General features: G+C 45.2%; 22 protein-coding genes and 1 tRNA gene. 19 read left to right on the top strand and 4 right to left on the bottom strand.

The window, feature by feature from the left end:
• The first annotated feature begins 197 nt into the window (after window positions 1-197).
• The 11 genes from lspA to MKY24_RS17405 all read left to right on the top strand — a co-directional run bounded on the left by lspA (window position 198) and on the right by MKY24_RS17405 (window position 11,450).
• Window positions 198-689 carry a signal peptidase II gene (gene lspA / locus MKY24_RS17455; RefSeq protein WP_023989430.1) on the top strand — a complete coding sequence of 164 codons (492 nt, stop codon included), beginning with the start codon at window positions 198-200 and terminating at the stop codon, window positions 687-689.
• 1 nt (window position 690) lies between these two features.
• Window positions 691-1,662: an RluA family pseudouridine synthase gene (locus MKY24_RS17450; RefSeq protein WP_023989429.1), complete on the top strand. Its 972-nt coding sequence runs from the start codon at window positions 691-693 to the stop codon at window positions 1,660-1,662.
• A gap of 504 nt (window positions 1,663-2,166) precedes the next feature.
• The gene (gene pyrR, locus MKY24_RS17445) at window positions 2,167-2,733 is read left to right on the top strand and encodes a bifunctional pyr operon transcriptional regulator/uracil phosphoribosyltransferase PyrR (protein WP_023989428.1); all 567 of its coding nucleotides are present in this window, start codon (window positions 2,167-2,169) and stop codon (window positions 2,731-2,733) included.
• Window positions 2,730-3,644 (top strand): aspartate carbamoyltransferase catalytic subunit, encoded by a 915-nt coding sequence (locus MKY24_RS17440; protein ID WP_023989427.1) that lies wholly within the window; start codon window positions 2,730-2,732, stop codon window positions 3,642-3,644. The genes pyrR and MKY24_RS17440 overlap by 4 nt, the downstream gene beginning before the upstream one ends.
• A gap of 59 nt (window positions 3,645-3,703) precedes the next feature.
• A complete protein-coding gene (locus MKY24_RS17435; protein ID WP_339200515.1) occupies window positions 3,704-5,026 on the top strand; it encodes a dihydroorotase in 1,323 nt (440 codons plus the stop codon).
• 61 nt (window positions 5,027-5,087) lie between these two features.
• Entirely contained in the window at window positions 5,088-6,224 is a 1,137-nt protein-coding gene (gene carA / locus MKY24_RS17430) for a glutamine-hydrolyzing carbamoyl-phosphate synthase small subunit (protein WP_028540491.1), read from the top strand.
• 1 nt (window position 6,225) lies between these two features.
• Window positions 6,226-9,441: a carbamoyl-phosphate synthase large subunit gene (gene carB / locus MKY24_RS17425; RefSeq protein ID WP_053325762.1), complete on the top strand. Its 3,216-nt coding sequence runs from the start codon at window positions 6,226-6,228 to the stop codon at window positions 9,439-9,441.
• A 67-nt stretch (window positions 9,442-9,508) separates the two neighbouring features.
• Window positions 9,509-10,303, top strand: a complete 795-nt coding sequence (gene pyrF / locus MKY24_RS17420) for an orotidine-5'-phosphate decarboxylase (protein WP_081327469.1) — start codon at window positions 9,509-9,511, stop codon at window positions 10,301-10,303.
• Window positions 10,300-10,941 carry an orotate phosphoribosyltransferase gene (gene pyrE, locus MKY24_RS17415; protein ID WP_071558489.1) on the top strand — a complete coding sequence of 214 codons (642 nt, stop codon included), beginning with the start codon at window positions 10,300-10,302 and terminating at the stop codon, window positions 10,939-10,941. Before pyrF ends, pyrE begins: the two co-directional genes overlap by 4 nt.
• 146 nt (window positions 10,942-11,087) lie before the next feature.
• A complete protein-coding gene (locus MKY24_RS17410) occupies window positions 11,088-11,252 on the top strand; it encodes a hypothetical protein (protein WP_014282411.1) in 165 nt (54 codons plus the stop codon).
• A gap of 124 nt (window positions 11,253-11,376) precedes the next feature.
• A tRNA-Ile gene (locus tag MKY24_RS17405) sits at window positions 11,377-11,450 on the top strand.
• A gap of 263 nt (window positions 11,451-11,713) precedes the next feature.
• On the opposite strand, the gene MKY24_RS17400 is transcribed toward MKY24_RS17405, so the two are convergent.
• Window positions 11,714-12,517: a DUF4352 domain-containing protein gene (locus MKY24_RS17400; protein ID WP_053325761.1), complete on the bottom strand. Its 804-nt coding sequence runs from the start codon at window positions 12,515-12,517 to the stop codon at window positions 11,714-11,716.
• Window positions 12,518-12,597: 80 nt separating this feature from the next.
• Here MKY24_RS17400 and MKY24_RS17395 point away from each other — a divergent pair, with 80 nt between their 5' ends.
• A complete protein-coding gene (locus tag MKY24_RS17395; protein WP_305953836.1) occupies window positions 12,598-12,849 on the top strand; it encodes a LysE family transporter in 252 nt (83 codons plus the stop codon).
• An 89-nt stretch (window positions 12,850-12,938) separates the two neighbouring features.
• On the opposite strand, the gene MKY24_RS17390 is transcribed toward MKY24_RS17395, so the two are convergent.
• Window positions 12,939-13,271 (bottom strand): hypothetical protein, encoded by a 333-nt coding sequence (locus tag MKY24_RS17390; protein WP_075154446.1) that lies wholly within the window; start codon window positions 13,269-13,271, stop codon window positions 12,939-12,941.
• Between the two features lie 283 nt (window positions 13,272-13,554).
• Window positions 13,555-15,051, bottom strand: a complete 1,497-nt coding sequence (locus MKY24_RS17385) for a GDSL-type esterase/lipase family protein (protein ID WP_339200514.1) — start codon at window positions 15,049-15,051, stop codon at window positions 13,555-13,557.
• 168 nt (window positions 15,052-15,219) lie between these two features.
• Here MKY24_RS17385 and MKY24_RS17380 point away from each other — a divergent pair, with 168 nt between their 5' ends.
• Window positions 15,220-17,481 carry a helix-turn-helix domain-containing protein gene (locus MKY24_RS17380; RefSeq protein ID WP_053325758.1) on the top strand — a complete coding sequence of 754 codons (2,262 nt, stop codon included), beginning with the start codon at window positions 15,220-15,222 and terminating at the stop codon, window positions 17,479-17,481.
• Here MKY24_RS17380 and MKY24_RS17375 read toward each other — a convergent pair.
• Window positions 17,478-18,377 (bottom strand): carbohydrate ABC transporter permease, encoded by a 900-nt coding sequence (locus tag MKY24_RS17375; RefSeq protein ID WP_028540498.1) that lies wholly within the window; start codon window positions 18,375-18,377, stop codon window positions 17,478-17,480. The genes MKY24_RS17380 and MKY24_RS17375 overlap by 4 nt on opposite strands.
• Before the next feature lie 269 nt (window positions 18,378-18,646).
• On the opposite strand from MKY24_RS17375, the gene MKY24_RS17370 reads away from it, so the two are divergent.
• From MKY24_RS17370 to MKY24_RS17345, 6 genes are all read left to right on the top strand, one after another.
• A complete protein-coding gene (locus MKY24_RS17370) occupies window positions 18,647-19,606 on the top strand; it encodes a sugar ABC transporter permease (RefSeq protein WP_023989418.1) in 960 nt (319 codons plus the stop codon).
• Between the two features lie 21 nt (window positions 19,607-19,627).
• The gene (locus tag MKY24_RS17365; protein WP_023989417.1) at window positions 19,628-20,251 is read left to right on the top strand and encodes a DUF624 domain-containing protein; all 624 of its coding nucleotides are present in this window, start codon (window positions 19,628-19,630) and stop codon (window positions 20,249-20,251) included.
• A gap of 28 nt (window positions 20,252-20,279) precedes the next feature.
• Window positions 20,280-21,800, top strand: a complete 1,521-nt coding sequence (locus MKY24_RS17360; RefSeq protein WP_028540499.1) for an extracellular solute-binding protein — start codon at window positions 20,280-20,282, stop codon at window positions 21,798-21,800.
• A gap of 134 nt (window positions 21,801-21,934) precedes the next feature.
• Entirely contained in the window at window positions 21,935-23,296 is a 1,362-nt protein-coding gene (locus MKY24_RS17355; protein ID WP_068942319.1) for a glycoside hydrolase family 28 protein, read from the top strand.
• 23 nt (window positions 23,297-23,319) lie between these two features.
• Entirely contained in the window at window positions 23,320-24,204 is an 885-nt protein-coding gene (locus MKY24_RS17350; RefSeq protein ID WP_339200512.1) for a prolyl oligopeptidase family serine peptidase, read from the top strand.
• A 25-nt stretch (window positions 24,205-24,229) separates the two neighbouring features.
• Entirely contained in the window at window positions 24,230-25,186 is a 957-nt protein-coding gene (locus MKY24_RS17345; RefSeq protein ID WP_023989413.1) for a pectinesterase family protein, read from the top strand.
• Window positions 25,187-25,192: the final 6 nt, after the last annotated feature.

Raw genomic sequence — 25,192 nt, 5'->3', positions numbered from 1 at the left:
TGTGTCGAGTATGCTCCTTGTAGTTTGCACCGGGAAGGCCTCTTTTACATAGGAAATTCTAATCAAATGCAGTGGAGTTCATTTTATAGATGATCTGTACTTGATAGCTTGCGGGTTTCGTGGACGATCTGAGAACGCTTATGCTACAATAAATGGGTTCAACAACGGATATAAGCGGATCGGAGTGACGAAGGACTGTGATTTATTTTGGTATTGCGCTAATTATTTTTTTGATTGATCAGGGAGTAAAATATTTGGTGGCTACGCGGATGGAATTGTACGAGCAAATACCAGTCATCGGCAATTTCTTTTTAATCACCTCCCATCGTAATCGTGGAGCCGCTTTTGGGATTTTGGAAGGTCAACGTTGGCTTTTTATCGTGATTACAATTGTAGTGGTGATCGGTATCGTCTGGTACCTGCGAAAAACAGTCAAGGCTGGACAAAAGCTACTTCCTGTTGCGCTAAGTTTGGTGCTGGGGGGAGCAGTCGGTAACTTTTTGGATCGGGCTATTTCAGGTGAAGTGGTTGATTTTGCGCAATTCAATTTTGGAAGCTATACGTTCCCGATTTTTAATGTGGCAGATTCGGCGATTGTCATCGGTGTAGCACTGATTATTTTGGATACATTGCTGGAATCGCGTCGGGAAAAAGGAAATGGCAATGATAGCATTGAAGGGAAGTCATAGCATGAGCGAAGTGAATGAAAATGGCGAAGCCGCAGGTCTGTCTTATGAAGACGAACTGGAGAGTGAATCTCTGGAATGGACAGCGGATTCCGTGGATGCCAAAACACGTATAGACAAATATATCGCCGAAGAAATGAAGGAAGTGTCTCGTTCTCAGATACAGCTGTGGATCGGAAATGGTCGGGTGTTGGTGAACGGTACGGCGATCAAGGCGAACTACAAGCTGGCTGAAGGAGATCGTATTGTATTATCGGTACCGGAGCCAGAAAGTGTAGATATTGTACCGGAAAATATTCCGTTGGATGTCGTTTACGAGGATTCGGACGTTATTGTTATTAACAAGCAACGTGGTCTGGTCGTGCATCCTGCACCGGGACACTCTTCGGGAACATTGGTTAACGCACTGATGTACCACTGCCACGATCTTTCCGGCATCAATGGGGAATTACGTCCTGGTATTGTTCACCGTATTGATAAGGATACATCAGGACTGCTGATGGCGGCTAAAAATGATCAGGCTCACGCATCACTTGCAGCACAGCTTAAGGACCATAGTGTGACTCGGAAATATATAGCCTTAGTTCACGGTCATTTGAGCCACGATCAGGGAACGGTAGATGCTCCGATTGGCCGCGATTCGGGTGATCGCAAATTGTTCACAGTGACGGAACGTAACAGCAAGCATGCAGTCACCCATTTTCTCGTCATTGAACGGTTGGGGGATTATACCCTGCTTGAACTTCAATTGGAAACAGGACGCACACACCAAATTCGTGTTCACATGAAATTTATTGGACACCCATTGGTTGGCGACCCTATGTATGGACGCAGCAAAGGGGTTCGTATGGATGGTCAGGCGCTGCATGCGGCGGTACTGGGTTTTAAGCATCCATCCACTGGAGAGTACATGGAATTCAACAGACCGATCCCTCCTGATATGGAGGATGTGTTAGCATCCTTGCGTAGTCGCTAAAACAATGACAATTTGCATTCCTATTCACAAACCTGAATAAATTATTAAGTTAAACCGCCTAAATGGCGGTTTTTTTATTGTGGGATAAGGTATGGGTAAAAACAACTATGGATAATTATACAATGAAGTTGTATAATTATTAGAGTGCTTCCGGTGGTTCCGGTTGAACGGGTGTTGACACACGATTTTCAATCTGTCATACTTCTCGTAGTTGCGATGAACTTTGTCCAAGAGATGGCTAACCATCTCACACTATGAGAAGCAGGACAAAGGAAATCCTGAATAGCACCTTTAAATCAGTCCCGTGAGGCTGGCAAGGTAACGTGAATGGATCACTGATCAGTGCATCCGCTGCGGCGGTATGTCTTCAGTGTGTCCGAGAGATCGGAGAACAGTAGAAGACTGTTCACACGAGACTCCTTGCCAAACTTGGGCAAGGAGTCTTTTTTGTATCCGAACACGGGACCAGGTCTGAAGGGAACATCACCTGAGGAGGCTGGAAGCATGAGTCATGAAACACATGTACTGATGGATGAAATTGCGATTCGTCGGGCATTGACACGGATTGCACATGAAATTTTGGAGAAAAACAAAGGTATTGACGATTGTGTGCTAGTAGGTATTCGAACACGCGGAGTTCATTTGGCGCAACGTCTGGCTGAAAAAATTGCTGAGATTGAAGGCGCACCAATTCCATGGGGAGAGCTGGATGTTACAGCCTACCGGGATGACCGGAGCAGCGTAGCCGAAGCTAAAGGAAATGGAAAAGAGCTTTTGATGAATCCTGCTGACGTATCGGTTCATGATAAGAAAGTCATTCTCTTTGACGATGTGCTGTATACAGGCCGCACCATCCGCGCGGCGATGGATGCATTGATGCACTGCGGACGACCGCAAATGATTCAGCTGGCAGTGCTAGCGGATCGCGGACACCGTGAGCTTCCGATTCGTCCGGATTACATCGGCAAGAACATCCCGACCTCCAAATCTGAGGAAATCGTAGTAGCCCTTCAAGAGACGGACGGTAAGGACGAAGTGACAATCATTCAGAACCGGGGGGAACAGCTATGATCACAACAGCCAGTCAACTTAAAGAACGTAGCCTGCTCGGGTTAAAGGAACTTAGCCGAAATGAAATCGAGTCCATTCTGGATCGCGCTCATTATTGGGAGTCTCAACCAGAAAAACTGGTTCCAGTACTGCAATCACGCTTTGCGGCCAACATGTTTTTTGAAAACAGCACTCGCACCCGCTTTTCTTTTGAAATGGCAGAGAAGCGGCTGGGCGCTCAGGTTTTGAACTTTTCCGCTGCGGCTTCCAGTGTGGAAAAAGGGGAGTCCATTTACGATACAGTACGTACGCTCGAATCCATGGGCATTGATGCAGGAGTCATTCGGTTAAAGCCAGCCGGTGTGCTGCAAGAGCTCGCCGAGAAGGTCAGTGTCCCACTGGTTAATGCGGGGGACGGCAACAATGAGCATCCAACGCAGGCTCTGCTGGACCTGTACACCATGCGCAAAACTTTCGGTGAACTTAAAGGCTTGAGAGTATCCATCATAGGAGACATTCTGCACAGCCGTGTCGCTCGCTCGAATCTGTGGGCCTTGCAAAAATTCGGAGCCAAGGTTAGCTTCTGCGCTCCTGATAATATGCAAGCACCTGATCTTGCGGCGTACGCGCCTTATGTTCCGATGCAAGAGGCACTACAGGCGGACGTGGTCATGATGCTTCGGGTACAGCTGGAACGGCATGCTGAAGGGATGTTGCGCTCAGCGGATGAGTACCGAGAGCAGTACGGTTTGACAGAAAAAAGAGCAGCGAACCTGAAGCCCGGAACGATTATCATGCATCCAGCTCCAGTGAATCGGAATGTGGAAATTGATAGTGCAGTTGTGGAAAGCGAACAATCGCGAATTTTTCCGCAAATGGCAAACGGGGTTCCGATCCGCATGGCGGTTATGGAACGGGCAATGAAGCTGTAGAAGCTGTCAGTAGGATCGTAGGAAAAAGTTGCAGAAAACTGAGCGGAGGAATATTTCAGATGAAACAATTAATAATGAATGCAAGCGTATTGAACGAGCAGGGCGAGGCTGAATTGAAATCCATCCTAATCGCCGACGGAAAAATTTTGGCTATCGCAAATGCAGATGCTGGAGTCAGCCTACTTATAGAAGAAGGGGCATCTGAGCAGGAGCGCGAAGTTGAAAAAATCGACGCCCAGGGAAAACTGGTCATCCCCGGTTTAATCGACATGCATGTGCATCTGAGAGAACCTGGCTTTGAATATAAAGAAACGATTGAAACGGGCAGCCGTGCGGCGGTGAAAGGCGGATTTACGACGATTGCCTGCATGCCAAACACACGTCCAGTGACTGACAATGTGGACACAGTCCAGCTGGTATTGAAAAAGGGACAGGAAGCCGGGCTTGCCAAGGTTCTTCCTTACGCAGCCATTACGAAAAACGAACTGGGTCGTGAGCTGACAGATTTTGAAGCGCTCAAGGCAGCAGGTGCAATTGGCTTTACTGACGATGGTGTCGGGGTGCAAAGCGCGCAAATGATGAAGGATGCCATGGCGCGGGCCAAAGCACTGGATATCCCGGTTATTGCACACTGTGAGGATAACACGCTTGTTGAAGGAGCGGCGGTGACGGACGGCGAATTTGCCAAGCGCCACGGACTTAAAGGCATTCCGAACGAATCCGAAGCCATTCACGTCGGACGAGACATTTTACTATCCGAGGCAACCGGGGCACACTATCATGTATGCCATGTCAGCACGGAGCAGTCAGTGCGGTTAATCCGCCACGCGAAATCTTTTGGCATCAAGGTAACGGCTGAGGTATGCCCACACCACTTGGTATTGTCAGATGAGGACATCCCTGGGCTGGATGCGAACTGGAAAATGAATCCTCCGCTCCGCTCCCCACGTGATGTGCAGGCATGCATAGAGGGACTGGAAGACGGTACGATTGACATCGTCGTAACCGACCATGCAGCGCACAGTGAGGAAGAGAAGGCAAGAGGTATGGAGCTGGCGCCATTCGGAATCGTTGGATTTGAGACAGCCTTCCCGCTGTTGTACACAAAATTCGTAGCCACCGGACAGTGGACGCTGGACTTTCTAGTGCGTCGTATGACTGCTGATCCAGCGCGTGTCTTCCGCCTTGATACGGGACGCCTGGAAGAAGGGGCTCCAGCTGACCTGACCATGATTGATCTGGAGCAGGAGCAGGCAGTTGATCCGCAAACGTTTGCCAGCAAAGGACGCAACACTCCTTTTACAGGCTGGAAGCTCAAAGGCTGGCCCGTGAAAACTTGGGTAGACGGCAAACTGGTATGGTCTGCTGACGAAGCAAAATAAATAGAAACCACTAAATAAATAGAACCTAATAGCAGGAAACAATATAGAGGAGTGAGACGGGATGCAGGCAAGATTGTTACTTCAGGACGGCACGCTGTTTACAGGCACATCATTTGGTGCGGAAGGTGATAAAACAGGCGAGGTCGTTTTCAACACAGGGATTACAGGCTATCAAGAGGTGCTGACTGATCCCTCTTACTGCGGACAAATCGTAACGATGACTTACCCGCTGATTGGCAATTACGGAATTACTCGGGATGACTTTGAATCGGTACGGCCTTATGTCCACGGCTTTGCTGTTCGACATTACGAGCCGGCGCCAAGCAACTGGCGTGCTCAATACAGCGTGGGCGATTTGCTGAAGGAATATGGCATCATTGGCATTAGCGACATCGACACCCGCATGCTTACCCGGATTATTCGCCATCACGGCACGATGAAGGGCATTTTGACGACTGGTTCCCAGCCGCTGGAAGAACTGAAAGAAATGATGTCTGACCTCACCATTGAAGAATTGCGTAATCAGGTTCCTATGACTTCCACACCTCATCCGTACAGCAGTCCTGGCAACGGAGAGCGGATTGTATTGATTGACTACGGTGCAAAAAGCGGCATTTTGCGCGAACTGAATAAACGGGACTGCGATGTGGTTGTCGTTCCACATGATACGACGGCTGAGGAAATTCGCCGTTTGGACCCGGACGGTATCCAGCTGTCTAACGGCCCTGGAGATCCAAAAGACGTACCCCATGCCGTTCGTACGGTAGCTGAACTGTTAGGGGAATACCCGATTTTCGGAATTTGCTTGGGACACCAGTTGTTCGCTTTAGCTTCGGGAGCGGATACGGAAAAGCTGAAATTCGGACATCGCGGTGGTAACCATCCGGTGAAAGAACTGGAGAGCGGACGCTGCTTTATCACATCGCAAAATCACGGCTACACGGTAAATGAGGATTCGATCCAAGGAACTGAGCTTGAAGTGACGCATATTAATAACAACGATAAAACGATTGAAGGTCTTAAACATACCAAGCATCCCGCGTTTTCGGTGCAATATCATCCAGAGGCTGCACCAGGACCTTACGACAATGGCTACCTGTTTGACCGTTTTCTGGACATGATCCGTGAGCACAAAAGAAATCATCCAAAGCAACCGCGTCAGGCTGCTATCGCCGCCGCAGTGAGAGGAGAGCGCTAATATGCCGAAAAATACAGAACTTAAAAAAATACTTGTGATCGGTTCCGGTCCTATCGTCATTGGTCAGGCAGCAGAATTTGATTACGCTGGTACACAAGCTTGTCAAGCGCTCAAAGAAGAAGGCGTCGAGGTAGTACTGATCAACAGTAATCCGGCAACCATCATGACAGACACCAACATGGCAGACAAAGTATACATCGAGCCGATTACACTTGATTTTGTAACACAGATTATCCGTCAAGAGCGTCCAGATGGTCTGCTTCCTACGCTGGGAGGACAGACAGGTCTGAATATGGCAGTGGAACTGGCTCGCGCCGGAGTGCTGGAGCGTGAAAACGTCAAGCTGCTGGGAACTCAACTGAATTCGATAGAACAAGCCGAAGATCGTGATCTGTTCCGTGATTTGATGCGCGAGTTGGAACAGCCTGTCCCGGAGAGTGTAATTGTAACAACCTTAGAGGAATCGTTAGAATTTGCTAACGAAATCGGTTATCCAATTATCGTTCGCCCGGCTTATACCCTAGGGGGAACAGGCGGTGGTATCTGCTCTACAGAAGAAGAACTGCGTGAAACCGTCAGCTCTGGCTTGAGATACAGTCCAATCGGACAATGTTTGGTGGAAAAAAGTATCGCAGGTATGAAGGAAGTCGAGTATGAGGTCATGCGTGACGGCAATGATAACTGCATCGTTGTTTGTAATATGGAGAACTTTGATCCAGTCGGCGTGCATACTGGTGACAGTATCGTCGTAGCTCCGAGTCAGACGCTGTCAGATCGCGAATACCAGATGCTGCGCTCCGCTTCTCTGAAAATTATCCGCGCCCTCAATATCGAAGGCGGCTGCAATGTACAGTTTGCGCTTGATCCGCACAGCTATCAATACTATGTAATTGAAGTAAACCCACGCGTAAGCCGCTCCTCGGCGCTGGCTTCCAAGGCAACCGGATATCCGATTGCTAAAATGGCTGCCAAAATTGCACTGGGCTACACGTTGGATGAAATTGTGAACCCGGTAACGGGACAAACGTATGCTTGCTTTGAGCCAACACTGGATTACATCGTGAGCAAAATACCACGTTGGCCATTTGACAAATTCATTTCTGCCAACCGCAAGCTGGGCACGCAAATGAAAGCAACGGGTGAAGTCATGGCCATCGGACGCACATTCGAAGAGTCCATCCATAAAGCGGTACGGTCTTTGGAAATCGGTGTACACCGTCTGCATCTTAAGGGAGCCGAACAGCTGTCTGATGACGTGCTCAAGGATCGCCTGGTTAAAGCAGATGATGAGCGTTTGTTCTTGGTAGCCGAGGCGTTCCGTCGCGGCTGGCAGCAGCAGGAGATTCAAGATTTGACGAAAATTGACTGGTGGTTCCTCGATAAGGTAGAGGGAATCGTCAAGTTCGAAGCCAACATCGCTGGAGAGTCTGAGCTGACCTACGAAACACTCTATCAGGCCAAACGTAAAGGTTTTACCGACCGCTCTATCGCCGAGATTCGCAGTATGGGCCAAAACGACAGTATGACAACCGAGCGTGAGGTACGTGAATTCCGTCTAGCTCAAAACCTGCGTCCGGTCTACAAAATGGTAGATACGTGCGCAGCCGAGTTTGAAGCCACAACTCCGTACTACTACTCCTCTTACGAGGTGGAAAATGAAGTTATTCCATCTAACAAAGAGAAAGTTATCGTACTCGGCTCCGGACCGATTCGGATCGGGCAAGGGATTGAATTTGATTACTCCACCGTACATGCGGTATGGGCTATTCAAAAAGCAGGCTACGAAGCAGTGATTATCAATAACAACCCGGAGACGGTATCTACGGACTTTAACACATCCGATCGCCTCTACTTTGAACCGCTCTTCTTCGAAGATGTAATGAATGTCATCGAGCAGGAAAAACCGATTGGGGTTATCGTCCAGTTCGGTGGTCAAACGGCCATTAATCTCGCAGCTCCGCTGAGTGCGGCAGGCGTGAATATTTTGGGTACGAGTCTGGAAAGTATCGATGAAGCGGAAGACCGGAAAAAGTTCGAGCAACTTTTGTCTCGTCTGGCTATCGCACAGCCTAAAGGCAACACGGTCACATCGGTAGATGAAGCAGTAGGAACCGCACAGGCGCTAGGCTATCCGGTCCTGGTACGTCCATCCTACGTTCTGGGCGGGCGCGCTATGGAAATCGTGTACTCAGATACGGAATTGCTGCGGTACATGGAAGAAGCGGTTAAAATCAATCCAGAGCATCCGGTGCTCATCGACCGTTATATGCTGGGTAAAGAAGTTGAGGTCGACGCCATCTGCGACGGCGAGACAGTATTGGTACCAGGCATTATGGAGCATGTAGAACGGGCCGGGGTTCACTCAGGTGACTCGATCGCGGTGTATCCACCACAGCACTTGTCTGCCGAGCTGAAACAAAAAATTGTGGAAATTACAATCAGTATCGCCAAAGAATTAAAAACGATCGGTCTGGTAAATATCCAGTTTGTCATTCATCAAGACCAGGTGTACGTGATCGAGGTTAATCCTCGCTCCTCGCGGACGGTTCCTTTCTTGAGTAAAGTAACGAATATCCCGATGGCGAATCTGGCTACACAGGCTATTTTGGGCGGTAAGCTTAAAGATGCAGGTTATTCAGAAGGCCTTTGGCCTGAAAGTAATTATGTCTCGGTTAAGGTTCCGGTATTCTCCTTTGCCAAACTGCGCCGTGTAGAGCCGACGCTGGGCCCAGAAATGAAATCGACAGGTGAAGTCATGGGACGCGATATTCAGTATGCCAAAGCACTGTACAAAGGACTTGTGGGGGCTGGCATGAAAATTCCATCCACTGGAGCAATCATCATTACAGTGGCAGATAAGGACAAAGAAGAAGCTGTCGAGTTGATGCAGGGCTTTTACAGACTGGGCTATAAAATTATTGCAACAGGTGGAACGGCGGCTGCTATGAAGCAGGCCAATATTCCGGTGAACACGATCAACAAGCTGAGCGAAGGTAACCCGAACATCCTGGATATGATCCGTACGGGTGAAGCCAACTTTGTCTTCAATACGCTGACCAAAGGCAAAACGCCAGAGCGTGATGGATTCCGTATCCGCCGCGAAGCGGTTGAGAATGGCATCGTCTGCATGACCTCACTGGATACAGTACGCGCTTTGCTAAGAATGCTGGAAACGATCAATTTCACATCCGAATCCATGCCGGTCCTAAGCAACTAATGCGTTACGAATAGATGTGAGGAAATAAGTAGCACAGGGAAGGACATTCATCAGCTTCGGCTGATGGATGTCCTTTATCACGGGCAAATGTACCCGAATTGACGTGAAAAGGGGATGTAGAACGGTGAATGGAGCATTTCAGCAGATGGCAGGACGGCTGATGGTTGCATTAGATTATCCCAATGCACAACAGGCTGAGCAGTTAATTCGGCAGCTAGAGGGAATTCCCTGTTATATAAAAGTAGGTATGCAACTGTTTTATAATGCAGGGCCAGCTTTTGTAGAACAGCTAAAGTCCAGAGGATACTCCGTATTTCTGGATTTGAAAATGCATGATATCCCTAACACGGTGCGGGGAGGGGCAGAGAGCATTACCCGCCTAGGTGTGGATATGTTCAACGTACATGCTGCTGGAGGCGTTAATATGATGTCAGCCGCTAAAGCTGGTGCAGAAGCAGCTATTTCCACAGACAGTTCGCTTTCCATGCCGCTCATTATTGCAGTCACACAGCTGACCAGCACGGATCAGACGACCATGAATAAGGAGTTAGGTATTCCTGGTACGGTACAGGATGCAGTAGTTCGTTACGCACAACTGACCCGTGAGGCGGGACTGGATGGTGTGGTAGCTTCACCTTTGGAAGTGCCTGCCATTCGTGCTGTATGTGGATCAGACTTTAAGACGATAACTCCTGGCATACGCCCGGCAGGTAGTGCTGCAGGCGATCAGTCGCGTGTGCTTACACCTGGGCAAGCCATTGCCCAAGGCAGCAGCTACATTGTTGTTGGACGTCCTATCACCGCAGCAGCAGACCCACGTGCCGCAGCGGAACACATTATTGAGGAGATGATACAAGTATGACCACATTCAATAGTATCCCCGAGCAAATCGCATCCCATCTGTTACGTATTCAGGCGGTGGCATTGCGCCCGCAACAGCCTTTTACATGGACATCCGGCATTAAATCGCCAATCTACTGTGACAATCGTCTGACCATGTCCTACCCGGAGGTACGCGAGCTGATCGCAGACTCATTTGCTGCCCTCATTCGTGAGCAATATCCCGAAACCGAAGTCATTGCAGGGACAGCTACAGCAGGGATTCCTCATGCGGCCTGGGTGGCGCAAAAGCTAAATCTGCCAATGGCCTATGTGAGGGACAAAGCCAAAGGACATGGGAAAGAGAACCAAATTGAAGGCCGCATCGGCGCAGGACAAAAGGTTATGGTCATCGAGGATCTCATTTCTACAGGAGGCAGCTCCATTAAAGCAGCACAGGCCGTAGCACAAGCAGGCGCTCAGCCGTTAGCGGTACTAGCTATTTTCAGCTACCAGCTAGACAAAGCGACTCAAGCCTTTGAAGAAGCAGGTGTGGAGCTGCAAAGCTTGTCCAATTATACAGCCCTGATGAACGTTGCCTTGCGTGAAGGAACTATTCAGGAAGAAGAGATGGAACTGCTGCGTTCCTGGCGTCAGGATCCGACTTCCTTTGGCAAATAAGATGAGCTATAGGGGCCAACAGAGCTAATGATTAGAGCGATTCGTACTCGTGCTAACCATTGTAGATTGTTATGGCTCAGGCCGTGTAAATCGAATTCGATCCGGTTACACTAACTCCTACCATCATGTGAAAAGAGGGAGTTCGGATGTATTGGATTTACTATGGCAGACTGTACACGACTAAATTTCAGGCAGGATGTCTGGCAAAAAGGTTGGAGCACGACGGCTGGATGTATGGCTACAATGATCCCCGCGCAGTGGAGGTGTACCGCTCGCGCAAAGGTCGTTATGGTGTCCGATTTATTCCGTAAGTCCACAAAAATAATTTTATAAAAGAAAATTTTCGAAAGACTATTGACGAAACACAAGAAAATGTTGTATATTAATTAACGTTGCTGTTATGAATGTGTAACGTGAATATACAAATTTTTTTGAGGGCCCTTAGCTCAGTTGGTTAGAGCGGTCGGCTCATAACCGATTGGTCGGGGGTTCGAGTCCCTCAGGGCCCATTTCCTCAAAAACCCTTGCGTAGCAAGGGTTTTTTTGTTGTTTATAGAGGGTGAGAAAATGGAGGGAAATAGCCCCTTTATTAGGGAGCGATTATAATTTGCAGCGAACCTTCTCTTTCTTCACTTTTTCTAAATGTGATTTAATTTTTTTAATCTTTCATTGCCATGAAGAATGCCCCCTTAGAATATATTAAACTACCCAGTGGGGATCAATATCTATTCTAGGGGATGCAATCCATAGGCTAGGAGAAGCTCCCAAAAGACTATTTTTTTGAGATTTTAAACTTGAACGGATTATATTCAATGGAAAAATCCTCCGCAGACCCCTTTGCAATTAAGGTTAAGTCCGTAGAAGAGTCAACTTTTGAGAATGTCAGAATTCCTTCTGTCTTCATACCAGGTAGTATTTCAGACTGTAACGCAGGATAAGTATAACTTACACTATCAGTTGTTGGTTCGTATTGTTTGTTTCCTTGAACCAATTTAGTATAAAAGTCATAATAATTTATCGTGTTTTTAGATTTATTTTCGATTGCCATATAAATCCGTGTTTCCTCTTCAGCAAACTCGACTTTTTGAAGAGTCATGATATAGCCCTTTTGTTTTATTGACTTATTTACTTCTATAGTGCTCAATGTAGGATCAATAAACATAGATTTTTCTATTTTATTTGCCGAGATGGCAGGAGCTGAGGTGTAGGTGCCGTAGGTCGTTCTATAGCGATATTTATCAATGACAGTACCGGTTACGTGGATAAAATCATTCTCTTTTGCATTAGAGAAGCTGGAAAAACTATTGCCGTAGACAAAAGTGTTTTTTTTATTATTTTTCGGATCAGCATTCACTTGAACATAAATCCCATTTCTATCCTCCTTAGGACCATTAGTGATTTGTCCATAAAAATCAATAGAGCGGTCTTCAAACTGATCAGCATTGACGTACATTTGTTCAAATTCTTCTTTAGATAATAATGAATGATCTTTACTTGATGATACTCCACATGCTGTTAATCCCATTATAAAAATAATAAAAGCACACAAAAGAGAGAAAAAAGCTTTATTTTTCATGAACCCAATATCCTCCAGCATAAAAATATAGTAGCAATAGTCTATCAGAACTAGATCTATTTTTCTATAAATATTTACAAATAACTAATTTCACTATTTTTTCTCACGTTTTTACCGAAATTTATTATGCCTGGCTACAATCAAGCCTTCATTTTTTACTTTGTGCAGCTGTTTCCATTGTTTGGTTTGCAACAATCGTATTATTGTTGAGTTATGTAAGGAAATGGTTAATGTCTCCGAGAGTACAAAATGTTATTGATAAAGCTACGGGCCTCGTTTTAATTGGATTCGGTTTAAACATGATCTTTAGAGTTCAAAGAACAGGACATTGAATAGCTATGAGAATAGGGGTTGACATCAGCCCGTCCATAAAAATAGCACCGCCCAATAAACGGACAGTGCTATTTTTACCGTTTTTATCTTAGGATACCTTAACAGTGTATACCATTCTCAATTTACCGTTACCGCCGTAAATCTCAACTCTTGCAGTCGTTGCAGTACTAGTTGTTACCACCCCGGAAGCGGAGACGGTGACATTTCCGCTCGCCACTTTATAAGTATCCCCTGGGTAATTTGACAACGCATAGGAATAATTACGTGGCAACGTAGCCGTTCTGTAGTATACTCCGTTAACTTCTACGACAGGCGTAATTACCGGAGAAGGGCCTACAGATGCGGACGCGCTAGGGACGATAATACTCCCAATAAGTCCCAGAGACATAGCTGTTGATAATAATATTTTCTTAGTATTCATAAAGAATTCCTCCTGATGTATGATTTTAATTCCTAAAATATACCATGTAAAATTATTGATTTCACTTCATTCGACAAATGTTGTCAAAATAATACAACAAAACGATTCTAAAGTCCTATAAAATACAAAAGAATTAAAATATAACAATTTAAGTTTTTTATTTACCATACTTTTGAACTATTCTTCATAGCTGTATAGTCTTTGATCACACGAAATAAAAAACGGACGTCAGAGTGATTTGCTCCAAGTCCGTTTTGTGTTTGTATCTATTTAGTTCTTGATATCAGTTGACAAGCTGGTGTGCAAGCCTCTCATCGCTATCTAGATTCTTTTCTACCATACGCTGTTTTAATGCAGACAGTTCCGCACACTGTCGAATTGCTTCCGCTACAAGCTGGGCGACCTGTTTGGCTCCTTCGTCAGAAAAATGGGTATTATCCGTTACACCAGCGGGGTAATTAGGATGCGCTTTTTCAGGCAAATGCATAAATAGCTGCTGTGACTCTTTTTCACCCATTGAACGATATAGCTGCTGAGAAGCTTCAAAAATATCGAGCAGGGGTGTCTTGGTTTCCGCGGCTACTTGTCTCATGGTAGCAGGATAGGCTCCTACAGCCAGCGGATCAGGTTCACCGTCTGCTTTGAAGCGGCGGCGGCTTACAGAGGTCAATAGCACTGGAATTCCACCACGCTCCCGAGCGGACTGAATGTATTGAATTAAGTTTTGACGATACTCTCCATCAGGATCGGTATAGCGAGTGGGGTCTTCTTTTTTCTCATCGTTGTGTCCAAATTGAATAAACAGATAATCTCCAGCTTGAATATCTTTTTCAATATCAGCTAACCGGCCTTCTGCTATAAAAGATTTGGTGCTTCGTCCATTGACGGCACGATTGTCCACATGAACAGACGGTGCCAAGTAGCTTTGCAAGTGTTCGCCCCAGCCTGTCATCGGTTTTTCGGTAGCCCCTTTTTGAGCTGCAGTGGAGTCCCCAGCGATAAACAGTCGAGTTGTCATCTGTTGCCTTGCCTGAGCATATCCATGTTTTTGAAGCCAAGTTTCCGCCAGATTAAGCCATTGATGGCATTCATGGTTGTCCTCTGACAGTCCCAAGCCGTGTCGCCCTTCCTCAAATACATGCAGTTCAAACGGAATACGTTCTCTGGATAATGAAAAAGCGAACAACAGACTATTTTCTACCGGTACAGCGCCATCATTGGCTGTAGTCCACATCAAAGTTGGAGGTGTCTGTGAAGTTACTTGCCGATCGGATGAAAAGGCTTGGAGCTGCTCCAGCGTCGGCTGTTCCCCTAAAAAATGTGTACGGCTTCCGATATGTGTATAAGGCTCATGAAATGAAATTACAGGGTATCCCAACAACAGAAGATCTGGTTTTACCATCCCTATAGTGGAGACAATGGAGGCCAAGTGACCGCCTGCTGAAAAACCGATGAGCCCCACTTGATCAGGGATGACTAGCCAATCATGCGGTGTTTGGCGAATCCATTGCAGAGCATGTTCTACATCCTTCAACAAGGAAGTAATCTCGAAATCGCCGACTTGATACTCCAGCACACCCGCATGAATACCTAGATCATTCAACCACCGAGCTATAGGCTCTCCTTCATGTGAGGCCAAATGCTCGTAGCCACCGCCAGGTAGTACCAATATAAAAGGACGAGCTTCACGAACTGCTACGGGATAGAGGGAGAGAAAGGAAGTGTCTGACGGAAATTCTTTTTTTATAATCGGTTCTTTAGGACTAACAACATGTAACATAAATAACTCCTCCAAATTTCTTTTTAACTGCCGCAAACCAAACAAAATCGACTTAAATTGGAATGATACGGATGTAAAAAATAATGCACACGTGAAAAAAATGATTTAAACCTTGTTATGAAAGCGCTATAATTTTGTTGTGATGCAAAGAGCCAGAGGGGGAGCGCAATGAAAAAAGGAAGAATGTTCTATACTATTTTTATTACGATTCTGGTTTTGGGAATAGGATTGGTGGCCAGTTTTGGCAGCTACATCTATTTTACAACAATTAGCTCCGTTGTGGAGAGAGTTTCCAATACCAAGCAAAGCTACATGGCACAGATCAGAAATAGTCTGGAGCAGAAAATTCAAACGATTGAATATGCTTTTAATACGTATAGCACGACCAGTTCCTTTAATGATGTTGTGAAAAATCCCATTACAGAAAAAGATTTTATAGCGTATCGGAATGTGAATACTCAGCTCAATTATATTGCTACGATGGGATTAGAGGGGACGGAATATTCGCTAATCAGTCTGGATCAGAATTGGAGAATCTCCAATGGAAGCCTGTCCTATTTGACGAAAACGGAACGAGAAAAGCTGATTAGTACCTATATCGACCACCAAGAGAAGGGACTATTCTGGGTTAAAACAGATAAAGGAATTCGTTTTGTTAATACCTTGCCTGTATTCTCTAAGAAGAAGCAAGCCATTGCTTTGTCAGATATTTCGCTGCAAACGTTAAATCATACGATTCAAACCGAGGATCATATGGCTGTTTTTATTTTGAATAAACAAGGCGATTTAATGTATGAAACCCAGCCTGCTGAACAATTATTGTCCACCCAACAGCTTCAGCATATTTCAGAAGCTGCAGTGAAGCCGAACAACACAGGTATGTTAACTTTGGAGAAAACGGATCAGCAGCCTGCACGACAAGTCATTTATGCCAAATCTGCTTACAACAATTGGACTTACTTAACGGTATTAGATAAGAAAGAAATTGCGGATGCCTTTCAAACGACCAAATTTGGGATCATCATGATGGGACTTGTATTAACGCTCTTAATGGTGGTAGTGGCGTACTTCATTGCCATTTACTTTACAAAGCCATTTCAGCAAATAAAACGAAGCTTGCCTAAAAATCCTAATTTCGCTTTCAAAAATGAACCTTCTAAAAATGAAATTGAATGGATTATTAATTCAATCGATAACATTGTAACCGAGAAAGAAAGCTTGGAAAGTCTCATTCAGTCCGAAATGCCACAGTTGGAGACCCAATTGATTCTCAACCTGTTCCGCAAACGTATTTCTGCAGAGGAATTGGCACGAAAAATGCCACGCTTGGGTTATCCGCCGATCGAGAATCAAATGTATATTACCTTGTTAGTCCAACTGGATAATCTGGGAGATCGAGAGCCCTCGGATAAAGATGTTTTGCTGCTGGCTATTAATAAAATCGTAGAAGAAACGATTCCAGAGCAGCAGCGAATGCTTCCCATCATTTTGAACGATAACACTCAGGCCACCATATTAATTCTGACAGGTAAGAGCGAACAGGAAATGAGAAAGCAAGTCCTAGATGATGCGACCCTTTTGGTTCGAAACGTAAAAGAGTATTTGAATGTATCCATCAGCATCGGCATTAGTACTGCGTATGATAACTTATTAGAAAGTAAAGAAGCCTGTGAGATGAGCAAGCAAGCTTTGCATCACCGTTTAAATTTAGGCAAAGAATCAATTATTTTTTATGAAGATATTTCCATGGTCATTTCAGGTCCGGTGCTGCTTCATTATCCTACGGAATTGGAATCAAAACTGTTTGATGCCATCCGAATAGGGGACGAAGAGCAGGTATACCATACCGTGCACTCTTTATTGGAGGAAATGATGATAAAAAACAATCATTCCATGAACTTTGAAGTGCTGTTGGTACGGTTTGTGAATAACCTCATCCAATTGGAGCAGCTATTAGGGATTGAAGTGCTGCTGACGCAAGACAATCATGCCTTGTATCATCGTTTGCTGGACATCCGTAACCCGGAAGAGATAGAACGTATGCTGATAGAGCAAGTTATTTTCCCTATGGTAAAAAGCATGAAGGAGAAGACCAATCAGCAATTCCGCTGTCTCTCGGAAAAAATTGCTGCTATTATCCGTGCTGAATATGACCAGGAATTATCATTAGAACTCATTGGAGACCGACTTCATTACAATCCGAATTATTTGAGCAGCATTTTCAAAAAAGAATACGGAACGACGTTTAGTGAATATCTAATGGGCTACCGGTTACAAATGGGCAAGAAATGGCTTGTTGAGACCGATATGACGATTAAAGAAATCGCTGAGCGACTGCAATATCATAATTCGCAAAACTTTATCCGCTCTTTTCGGAAAAAGGAACAGGTTACACCGGGAGCTTACCGAAAGATGAAGCAAGCCAATTAGCCTTTAACCGCTCCTAATAAAGCTCCTTTGACAAAGTGCTTTTGCACAAATGGATACACGATTAACATCGGAACGGTCGCAATGACAATGACTGCCATCTTAATCGTCTGCGCAGGCGGGATGACATCTACAGCAGTTCCTTCTGCCTGCATACCACTGGAAACGATTACAATTTGACGTAGCAAGACTTGAATCGGCCATTTTGCAGAATCATTAATATAGAGAATGGCGTGCATATACGTATTCCAGTAGGCAACAGCGTAGAATAGAGAGATGGTTGCAATAGAAGGCAGGGCTAACGGCAACATAATTTTAAAGAAGATACCAAAATCGTTGCACCCGTCCATCTTGGCTGATTCCTCCAAATCATCTGGCAGCGCCTGAAAAAAGTTACGCATGATAATCAGGTTAAACGCATTAATGGCCACGGGAAGAATCAAGGACCAATACGAATTGATAAGCCCCATGCTTTTTACAACCAGGAATGTCGGAATCATCCCCCCACTAAACAACATAGAGAACACTACAATGAAGTTAATCGTATTGCGGCCAAGTAGATATCTTCGGGATAATCCATAAGCCATAAAAGCAGTAAATATCATACTTACAACTGTACCGACGACCGTTACTCCAACCGAAACCCCGAGACCTCTAAAAATGGTGGGAGTCGACAGAATATAGCGATAGGCATCCAAGGAAAAAGTAACGGGGAATAAAATGAACTTCTTGGCTATCACTTCTTCAGTTGAGGCAAAAGAGCTGGCGATGATATTCAAAAAAGGTAAGAGACAAGTGAGGGCAATGAGAATCAATAGTGTACTGTTTACAATGTTGAAAATACGGCTGCCCAGCGATTCTTTTTTTCGTAATTTTTGTTTTCGTAATGGTTGCGTCAATGTGGTTGACCTCCTCGTAATCGTTTACATGTCAACCTTATCAAGAGGAAAGAATTCCGTATATAATCAAATCTTGAGGTGTTCTCTAATCATGGAGAAAAGCGGATGATCATTAGGTTGTGTTGTAATCATTAGCTAAGGTGAAAAGGTTGAAAAGTAGGCTGTATACTCAATTTTGTAAACGCTATCATTTGATGATTATATGCGGAATGCTGAAAATCGCGTACTCTTGAAAACGTATACAGGAACGTTTGAAGGAGGTCGAACTAATGAAAGTTTCAAGTGTCCCCGCACCAAACATGAAAATGAAAAAGAACAAAAGAACGACAGAAAGCCTTTTACGAATGCAGAAACACAAGTTGCTCTATTTAATGGTTTTACCCGGACTGGTGTACTTCATTATTTTTAAGTACTTTCCTATGGGGGGATTGGTGATTGCATTTCAGGATTATCAAGCTTTTCAGGGAATCACGGGCAGTCCATGGGTAGGAATGAAGCATTTTATTCGTTTGTTTACCGAGCCTACGTTTTTTATGCTGCTTCGTAATACACTGGTTTTGTTTGCGCTGAACATTGTAATCTTTTTTCCATTGCCCATCATTTTGGCACTCATGTTGAACGAGGTTAGGAAGATGTTTTTTAAAAACATTATTCAAACCATCATCTACATCCCGCACTTTATGTCATGGGTTATCATTGTTTCGATTTCTTATGTATTCCTAACCGTAGACGGTGGGGTGCTGAATGAAATGATTGCCGCGCTGGGCGGTGAGAAGATCAGCTTCTTAACTTCTCCACAATGGCTGCGAACCGTCTACATCGGGCAAGTGATTTGGAAGGAACTCGGCTGGTCTACCATCATTTATCTATCTGCGATTACAGTGGTAGATACGCAATTGTATGAGGCAGCAGAGATGGACGGAGCTGGACGCCTGAGAAAGACATGGCACGTTACCTTGCCTGCGATCCGCCCAGTCATTATTACATTATTAATTTTGAAGATCGGTAGCACGTTGGATTTGGGCTTTGAGCATATGTACCTGCTATTGAACTCATTAAACCGCGAGGTTGCCGAAATCTTTGACACCTACATTTATACTGCGGGCTTAAAGAATGGACAATTAAGTTTCAGTACGACGGTAGGACTTTTTAAAGGTGTAGTAGGTTTAATCCTGATTATGGGCTCCAATCGACTGGCCAAGAAATTTGGTGAAGACGGCGTTTACTAATGACGACGGGAAGGATGCAAAATGGTACGGTTTGTAGAAAACATGAACAAATGGTGCATGCGCCTGCTGCGCCTGGTCTACCTTAACTTGCTTTGGACGGTTGCTACGATTCTGGGCTTGGGTTTTATAGGCGTTGGGCCTGCAACCGTTGCTATGCTTAGTATTTTAAGGCAGTGGATTCGGGGCAATGAGGAAGTCGCCATTTTCTCGACGTTTGTACGTTACTTTAGAGAAAGCTTTAAAGAAGCAGCAATCATTGGCGGGCTTTACAGCCTTGTGGGTTACGTGCTCTACGTGGATATAGTCAACGTCTCGTCCTGGTATGTTCGTGTGGTGACGCTTATTGGAGCCTTTTTGTATCTCATCTCTTTGGCCTACATTTTCCCGCTGCTGGCTCACTATGATTGGAAAGGTATCGGACTGAAGGTCAAAATGTCGATAGTGATTGGATTTTCGTATTTACAATATACGCTTGTTCTTTTTGTAGCCATTGTCGTGCTTTTTGCATTGATTCTAGGCTTGTACCCAGGAATTCTAACTTTTGCCGGAGCAAGTATTATGGGTTATCTCGTGATGTGGATGACGCATCAGGTGTTCAGCAAAATAGAGCGAGAGGTTCTGGTGAAAGAGGAAGATATGGCATAAATATTTAAACAGAAAAGGAGCAAACACGATGAAAAAGGGAATCACGACGAAAAAGGGAGTATCGGGCCTTCTTGCTGTACTAATGGTCATGAGTGTTTTTTTAGCTGCTTGCGGTGACAAGGGAGCTGAGGATCAAAGCGGCCAAACCTATGATCCGAAGTCCAAACTGGAATTTACCTGGTTAAACGTATTGCATACAGCTTCTCCGCCTACAGAAACGATCAAAAGCAAAATTGAAGAATACACCAATTCTAAAATCACGTTCAATTGGGTGCCTGACGCTTCCAAAGAGGAGAGAATCACTACCGCGCTTGCATCCGGCGAATTGGCCGATATGGTGACTCTGACGATGATGACAAATTCTTCAGTACGAAGCTCTTTGAAATCAGGGCTATTCTGGGATGTAGGAAAGTATTTGGATGATTATGAAAATTTGAAGAAAATCCCGCCTGAAGTTCGGGAAGCCGCATCCATTGAAGGGGTACTGTATGGCGTTCCGTTCCAGAAGAATCTGGCTCGGGCGGGTCTGGTCATTCGCCAGGATTGGCTGGATCGCTTGGGACTGAAGGTGCCGACGACACTGGATGAGTTGTATGAAGTTGCGAGAGCGTTTACAGAAGATGATCCGGATGGAAATGGAAAAAATGATACGACTGGGTTTGTTGACAGATCGGATCTACGCTACAGCAGCTTCAAAACTTTAAGTTCCTACTTTGGCACACCTAATGGCTGGAAAGTAGATGAAAGCGGAAAATTTACGCCGGAATTTGATACTCCTCAATATTTGGAGACCTTAAAGTATTCCAATAAATTATACAAAAATGGATATCTTTCTAAAGACTTTGCTGTAACCGCTAAAACGGACCAGCAGCAACAATTTGCACAAGGTAAAGCAGGTATTTATACAGGCATGATCGATATCTCTAACCTCAGAACCTTGTCCCAAGGCTTACAAAAGGGGCTGAAGCTGGTACCGGTTAACAAGATTTCGAATGGAGATGGCAAATACCACGTATGGTCTGAGGGAAGCGGGGTAGGAGGTTTGCTGGCATTTCCGAAATCCGAAGTAAAAACAGAAGCTGAGTTGAAGAGACTGCTGCAATTTGTAGATGATTTAATTGACAAAGATGTATATATGTATATGACCGGCGGTATAGAAGGCACTCATTATAAGATCGAAAAAGATGGAGCCTTCAAAATTACGAATACAGATTTGTGGCAAGCAGATGTTCAGCCGTTTTCAAGCTCCAGACCAAGTGAAGTGACCTACAACTTAAAAGATGCCAATCCAGAGAAGGAACTGGCTAATGAGTTAGTCCGAGAAAATAATGAATTTGCTGTTCTGGACCCAACCGTGCCACTGGATTCAGTCACCGCTAATGAGCAAGGAACAGAGCTGGAGAAAATCATTACCGACGCCTCCTTCAAATTTATTATGGGTGAGCTTGACGAAGCAGGATTTAAAGCAGCCGTAGAAAACTGGAAAAACTCCGGTGGATCACGGATTACTGCTGAGTACGAGGAAGCGTATAAGAAAACGAAAAAATAATAGCTGAGCATGGCTGTTGCCCCCAGACTCCTTGAATAATTTCTTGGATGTTGAAATCCGGGGGCAGCTTATGCTTTCTTCCCAATACAAAATGGATCTAACATTCACAAAATATAAAGACAGGAGAGAACGAAATGCAATTGTATAACATTGTAGATTATGGAGCAGTTCAGGATGGCACGACGCTGGTTACGGGAGCGATTGCGGCTGCCATTGAAGCGGCCAGCAATGCTGGAGGAGGAACCGTTTTTGTTCCGTCTGGGACGTATCTGACAGGTGCTATCTTTCTGAAAAGTAACATTGAGCTGCATGTAAGCCCTGGCGCAACTCTGTCCTTCAGTACGGAACTGGCTGATTACCCTGTAGTAGAATCCAGATGGGAAGGCGTTCAGCGGGAAGTGCATGCGTCATGCATTTATGGGCAGAACCTTGAGAATATTTCAGTTACAGGTAGCGGAACGCTGGATGGAAATGGTCAGCCGTGGTGGGAAAAGCACCGCAATCATCCAGAGGAGTTACAGTATCCGAGACCCAAATTAATCAGCTTTGACCGTTGTCAGCGGGTTACCATTAAAGATGTTATGTTAAAAAATTCCCCCAGTTGGACTGTAAACCCCATCGCTTGCTATAACGTTACAATTGATAATTTGTCCATTCTTAACCCGGCGGACTCCCCCAATACGGATGGCATTAATCCTGAATCCTGTTCCAATGTTCGTATTAGCAACTGCAATATAGATGTGGGCGATGACTGTATTGCGATCAAAGCAGGAACTGAAGATACACAAGAGCGAATTCCATGTGAAAATATTACGATTACCAACTGTACGATGGTGCATGGACATGGCGCAGTCGTACTGGGAAGCGAAATGAGTGGTGACATTCGTAATGTTACGATCAGCAATTGCGTGTTCAAGCAAACGGATCGGGGCATACGTCTGAAATCCAGACGAGGACGTGGCGGAACCATCGAGGATATTCGCGTCAGCAACATTGTGATGGAAGATGTAATTTGTCCATTTATTCTGAATCTTTATTATTTCTGCGGCCCTCGGGGCAAAGACAAATATGTGTGGGACAAAAATCCTTATCCGATTACCGATGAAACTCCGTGCTTTAGACGAATCCATTTTTCCGATATTACGGCACGACAGGTTCATGCGGCTGCTGGATTCTTATACGGACTTGCAGAACGATATATTGCTGAAATCACATTTTCCAATATTGATATTTCTATGGCTAAAAATGCAATTCCCGGTCGTCCGGCCATGATGACAGGGATAGAAGATATGAACAACCGTGGTTTTTATCTAGGTAACGTGAAGGATATTCGTTTTCAACATGTGACGATTGAGAATCATGAAGGTCCTGCCTTTTATATTGAAAATGGGGAAGACGTTGAAATTAATCGTTGCCATTCGAAGAATACAGCTCAGCCCGAAAAGCTGATAGAACAAGTAACGATACAACCTTCTGAACAAAATATGATGAATTAGGAGGGCATGAAAGGAGGTACAACGTGGATAAGTTGAAAGCATTGTTGGGAGACCTTCCGGCAGATCGCTCTGTAACGGCAACTCTGCTGAATCAAGAAGAGCGTGAGGGATATCGACTGGAGTGTCTCCTGCTGGACTTGAACGGGATCGAGTCTGTACCCGCTTATGTAGCTACACCCTTACAAGGGAACGGTCCGTTCCCATTGGTCGTTTTTAACCATTCGCATGGAGGCAATTATACGAACGGGCGCAAGGAACTGATCCATAGCAGTTCTTACTTACAGCAGCCCTCGTTTGCTACAACTCTGACAGACATGGGATACTGCGTATGCTGCATTGACATGTGGGGCTTTAATGAACGTGGAGGCAAAACCGAGAGCGAGCTGGTAAAGGAAATGCTCTGGCAGGGCCAAGTGCTGTGGGGCATGATGCTGTATGATAACCGTCGTTTGGTGGATTATATGTGCCAGCGTGAGGACATTGATGCTTCTCGTATCGGAACAATCGGTATGTCGATGGGTGGACTCATGGCATGGTGGATGGCTGCGTTAGATGAACGGATACAGGTCACGGTTGATATTTGTGGACAGGTAGATGCCCATACGCTGATCGCCAAAAGGGGATTGGACCATCATGGCTTCTACTCCTATGTCCCCGGCTTGCTGAAGCATTTTACCACCTTGGATATTCAAAAGCGGATCGTACCTCGTCCACGGATGAGTATAACAGGTCAAAATGACCGGATGTGTCCTATTGAAGGAGTCGAGCATTTGGCAAAAGGGCTGCTGGAAGTTTATCAGGAGGCAGGTCACCCTGAGCATTGGCAGCCTGTGATTGCGGGCGGTGGACATATGGAGACGTTGGAAATGCGAACGGCGTGGCAATCATTTTTAGCCGAACACCTGTAAATCAAATGAAGGGATCGGGGTAACCATGCTAGTTGGAAAAGAATCCTTTTGTGATTTCCATACGATTCAGGAGGCGATTGCTGTATTGGAGCAGTCGGCTTCCAACGAAATGGAAACGCTAACTATTTTATCAGGTACTTATGAGGAAGAGGTACGAATTTACCGTTCATATCTTCATATTATAGGCATCGGGCAGGTAGAGATTCGAATGGATCGGTATGCCAAGGAGCGGGATGAAGCGGGTGAGGAAATAGGGACCTTTGCGACACCTACTTTATTTTTAGGCGGTAGCCATCTGATCTTGGAAAATCTCACGATTTCCAACACGGCAGGACAGGGAGAAGCCATTGGGCAGGCTGTTGCGGTATACGCTCATTGTGATGAAACGGTCTTTAGAAACTGTACCTTTAAAGGGCACCAGGATACTTTATTTACAGGCCCTCTACCTCCTGCACCGAAAGAACGACTCCAGTTTGGTGGAATCCATTTGAAGGAGCATCATAGGCACTATCGGCAGCTCTATCAGCATTGTTATATAGAGGGTACGGTGGACTTTATTTTTGGTGGGGCTACCGCGTATTTTGAAGATTGCGAAATTCGCAGTTTACGCCATCATAAGAACCAAACGAGCTACGTTACAGCTGCCTCTACGCCGCAAGGACAAGCGTATGGTTATGTATTCAACCATTGCTACCTAACTGCAGAGCCTGATATTACCCCGGTTTTTTTGGGGCGTCCGTGGCGGGAGTATGCCAAGACCGTATTTGTCGATTGTAAAATGGGCGATCATATTGACCCACGTGGCTGGGACAATTGGGACAATGTTGCGAACGAGAAAACCGTCTGTTATCAAGAATATAACGGACACGATGAAGTTGCTACGTTACGTAAGCAGCGTGTTCCGTGGGCGGATTGTTTTGAAGCGGGAACAGAAGCATGGAGCAAGGAACAGGTTTTTGCTGAAGTTACATTTTGGAAGTAAGGAGAA

This window comes from Paenibacillus sp. FSL P2-0322, assembly GCF_037975315.1.
Lineage (GTDB): Bacteria > Bacillota > Bacilli > Paenibacillales > Paenibacillaceae > Paenibacillus > Paenibacillus polymyxa_B.
The sequence above is the reverse complement of the archived record's forward strand: the minus strand, read 5'-3'. Positions and strand labels throughout refer to the sequence as shown.

Coding starts and splice junctions, on each gene's coding strand:
- MKY24_RS17450 (WP_023989429.1), top strand. CDS start 691: ATGAGCGAAGTGAATGAAAATGGCGAAGCCGCAGGTCTGTCTTATGAA.
- pyrR (WP_023989428.1), top strand. CDS start 2,167: ATGAGTCATGAAACACATGTACTGATGGATGAAATTGCGATTCGTCGG.
- MKY24_RS17440 (WP_023989427.1), top strand. CDS start 2,730: ATGATCACAACAGCCAGTCAACTTAAAGAACGTAGCCTGCTCGGGTTA.
- MKY24_RS17435 (WP_339200515.1), top strand. CDS start 3,704: ATGAAACAATTAATAATGAATGCAAGCGTATTGAACGAGCAGGGCGAG.
- carA (WP_028540491.1), top strand. CDS start 5,088: ATGCAGGCAAGATTGTTACTTCAGGACGGCACGCTGTTTACAGGCACA.
- carB (WP_053325762.1), top strand. CDS start 6,226: ATGCCGAAAAATACAGAACTTAAAAAAATACTTGTGATCGGTTCCGGT.
- pyrF (WP_081327469.1), top strand. CDS start 9,509: ATGTCCTTTATCACGGGCAAATGTACCCGAATTGACGTGAAAAGGGGA.
- pyrE (WP_071558489.1), top strand. CDS start 10,300: ATGACCACATTCAATAGTATCCCCGAGCAAATCGCATCCCATCTGTTA.
- MKY24_RS17410 (WP_014282411.1), top strand. CDS start 11,088: ATGTATTGGATTTACTATGGCAGACTGTACACGACTAAATTTCAGGCA.
- MKY24_RS17400 (WP_053325761.1), bottom strand. CDS start 12,517: ATGAAAAATAAAGCTTTTTTCTCTCTTTTGTGTGCTTTTATTATTTTT.
- MKY24_RS17390 (WP_075154446.1), bottom strand. CDS start 13,271: ATGAATACTAAGAAAATATTATTATCAACAGCTATGTCTCTGGGACTT.
- MKY24_RS17385 (WP_339200514.1), bottom strand. CDS start 15,051: ATGTTACATGTTGTTAGTCCTAAAGAACCGATTATAAAAAAAGAATTT.
- MKY24_RS17380 (WP_053325758.1), top strand. CDS start 15,220: ATGAAAAAAGGAAGAATGTTCTATACTATTTTTATTACGATTCTGGTT.
- MKY24_RS17370 (WP_023989418.1), top strand. CDS start 18,647: ATGAAAGTTTCAAGTGTCCCCGCACCAAACATGAAAATGAAAAAGAAC.
- MKY24_RS17365 (WP_023989417.1), top strand. CDS start 19,628: ATGGTACGGTTTGTAGAAAACATGAACAAATGGTGCATGCGCCTGCTG.
- MKY24_RS17360 (WP_028540499.1), top strand. CDS start 20,280: ATGAAAAAGGGAATCACGACGAAAAAGGGAGTATCGGGCCTTCTTGCT.
- MKY24_RS17355 (WP_068942319.1), top strand. CDS start 21,935: ATGCAATTGTATAACATTGTAGATTATGGAGCAGTTCAGGATGGCACG.
- MKY24_RS17345 (WP_023989413.1), top strand. CDS start 24,230: ATGCTAGTTGGAAAAGAATCCTTTTGTGATTTCCATACGATTCAGGAG.